We start from the raw sequence: 4,835 nt of genomic DNA, 5'->3' as shown, positions 1-4,835 counted from the left end.
AGCCCCCCGTGTGTACCACTTCTAGCTTCGTCGGCAGCGTCATATGTGTATAAGAGACACCACCCACACCGTCCGCACCCCGGCCCGCTGCGCCGGCACGGCCGCCGCCTCCCACTCCACGCACAGCTCCGGCAGGAAACCCCGCCCGGGAGGGGCGCTCTCGTCGACCTCCCGGTCACCCGTGTCGCCGTACAGGCCGATCGCGCTGCCGTTCACGAACACCCGCGGCGGCCTGTCCAGTCCCGCCACCGCCTCCGCCAGCGTCCGTGTGCCGTCCACCCGGCTGGAACGGATCAGCGCCTTGTAGCTCTCCGTCCACCGCCGGTTGCCGATGCCCGCCCCCGCGAGGTTCACCACCGCGTCGCAGCCCTCGAGACCCGCCGCGTCCACCGACCCGCGCTCCGGGTCCCAGCGCACCTCTCCCGGTTCCCGGGGCGCGCGCCGCACCAGCCGCACCACCTCGTGGCCCTCCGCCTCCAGCGACGCGGCCAGCGCGCCGCCGATCAGCCCCGACGACCCGGCGATCGCGATCCGTGAACGTTGCATGACCTCATCCTGCCCGGCGAGAGGGAAAACCCCTGGTGGGACACCCGGTTTCCCCTCGTAAGGTGGTCGCATGCCCGATCTGTCGATACGTACCGCCCGCCCCGAGGACGAGGCGGCCCTGCGCCGCCTCGACCACGACACCTGGTCGTACCAGCACGCCGTCTCCCCGCGTCCCGCACCCGACGCGCCCTTCTTCCGGGACACCGCCGGCCCCGGGGACCACTTCGTCGCCGAACTCGACGGCCGCCTCGTCGGCTACATCCGCCTGGGCCACCCCACCCCCCTGGAGAGCAATCGGCACGTCCGGTTCATCGGCGGCCTCGCCGTCGCCGAGGAGGCCCGCGGCCGGGGCGTCGGCCGCGCCCTGCTGCGCGCCGCCGTCGAGGAGGCCCGAACCGGCGGCTACCGCCGGATCACCCTGCGTGTCCTCGGCCACAACACCGGGGCTCGCAAGCTGTACGAGTCGGAGGGTTTCGTCGTCGAGGGCGTGCAGCCCGAGGAGTTCCTCCTCGACGGCACCTACGCGGACGACGTGCTGATGGGGATGCGGCTGATCTGAGCCGTGCCGGTGGCAGGTCAGGCCGTACCCGATGCCGGGCCGTTCCCGGTGTCGCGTGGGCTCGCACGTCTGCCCATTGCCGGGCTGTTCCCGGTGTCATGTGGGCTCGCACGTCTGCCCGATGCCGGGCCGTTCCCGGTGTCGCGTGGGCTCGCACGTCTGCCCGATGCCGGGCCGTTCCCGGTGTCGCGTGGGCTCGCACGTCTGCCCGATGCCGGGCCGTTCCTGGTGTCGCGTGGGCTCGCACGTCTGCCCGATGCCGGGCCGTTCCTGGTGTCGCGTGGGCTCGCACGTCTGCCCGATGCCGGGCCGTCCCCGATGTCACGTCGGCCGTCGGTCACGACGTCACCAGGTCGCCCGTGTCCACCGCCCGTGTGGCGCGGGCGGCCCGCTCCGCCGCTTCCCTCACCTCCGCCGCGGTCAGCACATAACCCGTCTCCGGGTCGGACGTGGACCGGGCGAACACCACCCCGAACACCCGCCCGTCCGTCGTCAGCAGCGGCCCGCCGGAGTTGCCGGGACGCACCGTGGAGCGGATCGCGTAGATCTCCCGCGTGACGGGCCCGTCGTTGTAGATGTCCTGACCCCGCGCGTGCACCCGGTTCGCCACCGTCGCCGCCTGCAGATCCAGCGCACCGTCCTGCGGATAGCCCGCGACGACCGCTGCCGCGCCGCGCCGGGCGTCGTCGTCGAAGGACAGCACGGGCGCGCGCAGACCGGGCACGTACAGCACCGCCACGTCCCGGTCCGGGTCGAACAGCACCACCCGGGCCTCGTACGACCGCCCCACGCCGCCGACCCGTACGCCCGGGTCGTCGATGCCCGCCACCACATGGGCGTTCGTCATCACATGCTGCGGCGCGTACACGAACCCGCTGCCCTCGCGGCCCTGGTCGCCCGCGACACCCTCGATCTTGACGGTGCTCGCCTTGGCCGCCTCCGTCGCGGCGGCCGTCACGTTGTCCCCGGAGGGGCGCGCCACCTGGGCCGTCGACTCGTTCTCGAACGGGTTGAACACCTGCGGGAAGCCCGCCTCCGTCAGCGCCGACGTGGCCCGTGAGAACCATCCCGGCGTGGTCTCCGGCATCGCCCGCTGCACCGCGCCCAGCAGCCGCGAGTCCCGTATCGCACCGGTCAGCGGCGGCGCGGCCGACACCGCCAGGACACTGCCCGCCACCCAGGCCACGATCAGCACCGCGACCGTGTTCGCGACGGCGCCGCCCACCCCGTCGGCCACTCGCAGCGGCCCCCGGTCCAGCTCCCGGCGCAGCCGCAGCGCCAACCGGCCCGCGCACTCGTGGCCCACCACGGCCGGCACCAGCACCGTGAGCACCGCCGTCACCGTCGCCGCCGCCGAACCCGGCGACACCAGCTCTGTCACCCACGGCAGCACCCACACGCCCAGCGCGGCACCGCCCACGAACCCGGCGAGCGAGACACACCCCGCCACCAGCCCGCGCCGGTACCCGGCAGCGGCGTACACGAGGATCACCAGCAACAGCAGGACGTCCAGCAGGTCCACGGAGCCGCCTTTCTCTCGGACCCTTGATACGTGGGGGAAGGGCCCGGTGATCAGCCACACGCCGTCCGACGGCTCGGTCGGCGCCCGCGCATCCACCCCGGAAAACGTCACGGACCGGGACGATGGTTCCACCGGGTGGCACAGCGCACATCGCGGGCGCGGCGGAATCGGCCGACAGTGGCACCATGCGTGTCCGAAGACCCCGCAGGACGCCCGGCCCGCTCAAGGCCGTGCTCGGCTGCCTGCCCGGACTGGCCGCCGTCGTCGCGCTCGCCGTGTGCGCGGGCGGCGTCGAGCACGCCGCCGGCCGCCGGGCCGCCGCCGAGCGGGCCACGGCCGCACAGCAGGCCGCCCGGTCGGAGGGCCGCCACACCGCGCCCCGGCCGCGCATCCTGCCCCGCTCCGTGTGGCTGCACGACACCGGCGCCCCCGACCGGCCTCCGCCCCGCTACGACGACCGGGTGGTGGCCGTCTTCGTCCACCACACCGACTCGCCGAACGACTACGACTGCGCCGACACGCCCCGCATCATCCGCTCGCAGTACGAGGGCCAGACCCGCGACCGCAGCTGGGACGACATCGGCTACAACTTCCTCGTCGACCGATGCGGCACCCTCTACGAGAGCCGCGCGGGCGGCATCGACCGGCCCGTCACCGGCGCCCACACCCAGGGCTTCAACCACCGCACCGCCGGGATCGCCGCCATCGGCACCTTCACCGAGGGCGCCTCCGTGCCGGCCGCGATGACGGACGCGATCGCCGCGCTCGTCGCCTGGAAACTGGGCCTCACCGGGATCGACCCGCGCGCCGGCGTACGGCTGGTGTCCAGCAACAGCCACAGCCGCTATCCGCGCGGTACGACGGCCCTGCTGCCCGCCGTCGCCGCACACCGCGACGCCTACATGACCCGCTGCCCCGGCCCTGCGCTCGCCGACCGGCTGCCCGCGGTACGCCTGCGCGCGGCGGCCCTCCAGGGCCGTACCAGCGGCCCTGACAGGGTCGTACGGGCCGACTGAACCTGCCTGCGGACACCGCACGCGGACACCGGCCCGCGGACGCCGACCTGCGGACACCGCCCCGCGGGGCACCGGAGCGGGGGTCAGTCCCCCCGGAACCGCACCCACAGGCGGGGGAAGCGTTCCGCCAGCGCCGCCTCGTCCTCGAAGTCCAGCGGCGTGCCCTCCGGCTCCGCGGGCTGCGGCGGCAACCCCAGATCGGGGGCGACACCGCCGGTCAGCTCCTCGTAGGCCTCGTCGGCCGCGTACCCGATCTCCTCGCCGTCGCCGTCGACCTCCTCGTCGAAGTCGTCCAGCAGGTCGGCCAGGGAGTCCGGGTCGTGCAGCGCGCCCTCGAACACCTCCCGGCCCTGGCCGATCAGCCAGCAGCGGAAGAAGTCGAACGCGTCGTCGCTGGCTCCGTCGAGCAGCACCCAGGCGGCACCCCACAGATCCCAGCGGTAGGCGCGGTTGTAGCGGGCCTCGAAGTGACGGGCGAAGTCCAGAACGGATTCCGGGTCCAGCTGCCGCAGCCGCTCCACGAGCGCGTCGGCCTGCTCCTCGGGATCGCCCTCGGCGGCCTCCCGGCTCGCGTCCACCAACTCCCAGAACCGCGTCTCGTCCATCACGGGTTCCAGCATCGGGCCATGGCGGGCGGGACGCACGCGGAGTGCGGCGGATCGTTACGGCGGACGCCGGGACGGACGCCGGGACGGACGCCGGGAGGGACGCCGGGAGGGACGCCGGGACGGATGCCGGGAGGGACGCCGGGGCGGATGCCACGGCGGGCCGTCACGCCCCGTACAGCTCCGCCAGCCGCCGGGCGTCCGCCGCGAGCCGCTCCCGCAGGGCGCGCGGGGCCAGCACCTCGCCCTCGGGCCCGAGCGCCGTCAGCTGGGCGTGGGCGACCTCCTCGGACTCCACCGGCACGGTCACCGTCACCCGGCCCTCGCCGTCCGGCGCGCCCGCCGACGCCAGCGCCTCACGGGCGGCGAGCGGATCGACGACGTGCGGGAGGCGCCGTACACCCTCCTCCGTCAGCCGGACCACGGCCTCGCCCCGCCAGATCGACCGGGCGAACCGGTCCGCCTGCTCGGCCCAGAAACCCGGCAGATCGAACTCCGCGTCCCGCACGAAGGTCTCGGCGAGCGGTACGACCTCGGTGAACCGGTCGATGCGGTACGTCCGGAAGCTGTCTCTTATACCAATCTCC

The 4,835-nt window shown here is 74.2% G+C and carries 5 protein-coding genes and 1 pseudogene; 2 read left to right on the top strand and 4 right to left on the bottom strand.

Going from position 1 to position 4,835, the window contains the following annotated elements; translation table 11 throughout:
• Window positions 1-63: 63 nt before the first annotated feature.
• Window positions 64-546, bottom strand: a pseudogene (locus MTQ10_RS27925) (NAD-dependent epimerase/dehydratase family protein); the annotation flags it as partial.
• Window positions 547-616: 70 nt separating this feature from the next.
• Between MTQ10_RS27925 and MTQ10_RS27920 the strand changes: the two are divergent.
• Window positions 617-1,105: a GNAT family N-acetyltransferase gene (locus tag MTQ10_RS27920; RefSeq protein WP_247473071.1), complete on the top strand. Its 489-nt coding sequence runs from the start codon at window positions 617-619 to the stop codon at window positions 1,103-1,105.
• A gap of 337 nt (window positions 1,106-1,442) precedes the next feature.
• Here MTQ10_RS27920 and MTQ10_RS27915 read toward each other — a convergent pair whose 3' ends face one another.
• Window positions 1,443-2,627 carry a MarP family serine protease gene (locus MTQ10_RS27915; RefSeq protein WP_247473069.1) on the bottom strand — a complete coding sequence of 395 codons (1,185 nt, stop codon included), beginning with the start codon at window positions 2,625-2,627 and terminating at the stop codon, window positions 1,443-1,445.
• Window positions 2,628-2,812: 185 nt separating this feature from the next.
• Between MTQ10_RS27915 and MTQ10_RS27910 the strand changes: the two genes are divergently transcribed.
• A complete protein-coding gene (locus MTQ10_RS27910; protein WP_247473068.1) occupies window positions 2,813-3,643 on the top strand; it encodes a peptidoglycan recognition protein family protein in 831 nt (276 codons plus the stop codon).
• Window positions 3,644-3,726: 83 nt separating this feature from the next.
• Here MTQ10_RS27910 and MTQ10_RS27905 read toward each other — a convergent pair whose 3' ends face one another.
• Window positions 3,727-4,248, bottom strand: a complete 522-nt coding sequence (locus MTQ10_RS27905; protein ID WP_247473072.1) for a DUF4240 domain-containing protein — start codon at window positions 4,246-4,248, stop codon at window positions 3,727-3,729.
• Between the two features lie 166 nt (window positions 4,249-4,414).
• On the bottom strand, window positions 4,415-4,835 hold a 421-nt coding region (locus MTQ10_RS27900), incomplete at its 5' end, for a helix-turn-helix transcriptional regulator (protein ID WP_247473067.1).

The organism is Streptomyces sp. XM83C, assembly GCF_023072675.1.
Taxonomy (GTDB): domain Bacteria; phylum Actinomycetota; class Actinomycetes; order Streptomycetales; family Streptomycetaceae; genus Streptomyces; species Streptomyces thermocoprophilus.
The sequence above is the reverse complement of the archived record's forward strand: the minus strand, read 5'-3'. Positions and strand labels throughout refer to the sequence as shown.

Excerpts from the sequence above, each read along its gene's own strand:
- MTQ10_RS27905 (WP_247473072.1), bottom strand. The coding sequence starts at position 4,248 with ATGGACGAGACGCGGTTCTGGGAGTTGGTGGACGCGAGCCGGGAGGCC.
- MTQ10_RS27910 (WP_247473068.1), top strand. The coding sequence starts at position 2,813 with ATGCGTGTCCGAAGACCCCGCAGGACGCCCGGCCCGCTCAAGGCCGTG.
- MTQ10_RS27920 (WP_247473071.1), top strand. The coding sequence starts at position 617 with ATGCCCGATCTGTCGATACGTACCGCCCGCCCCGAGGACGAGGCGGCC.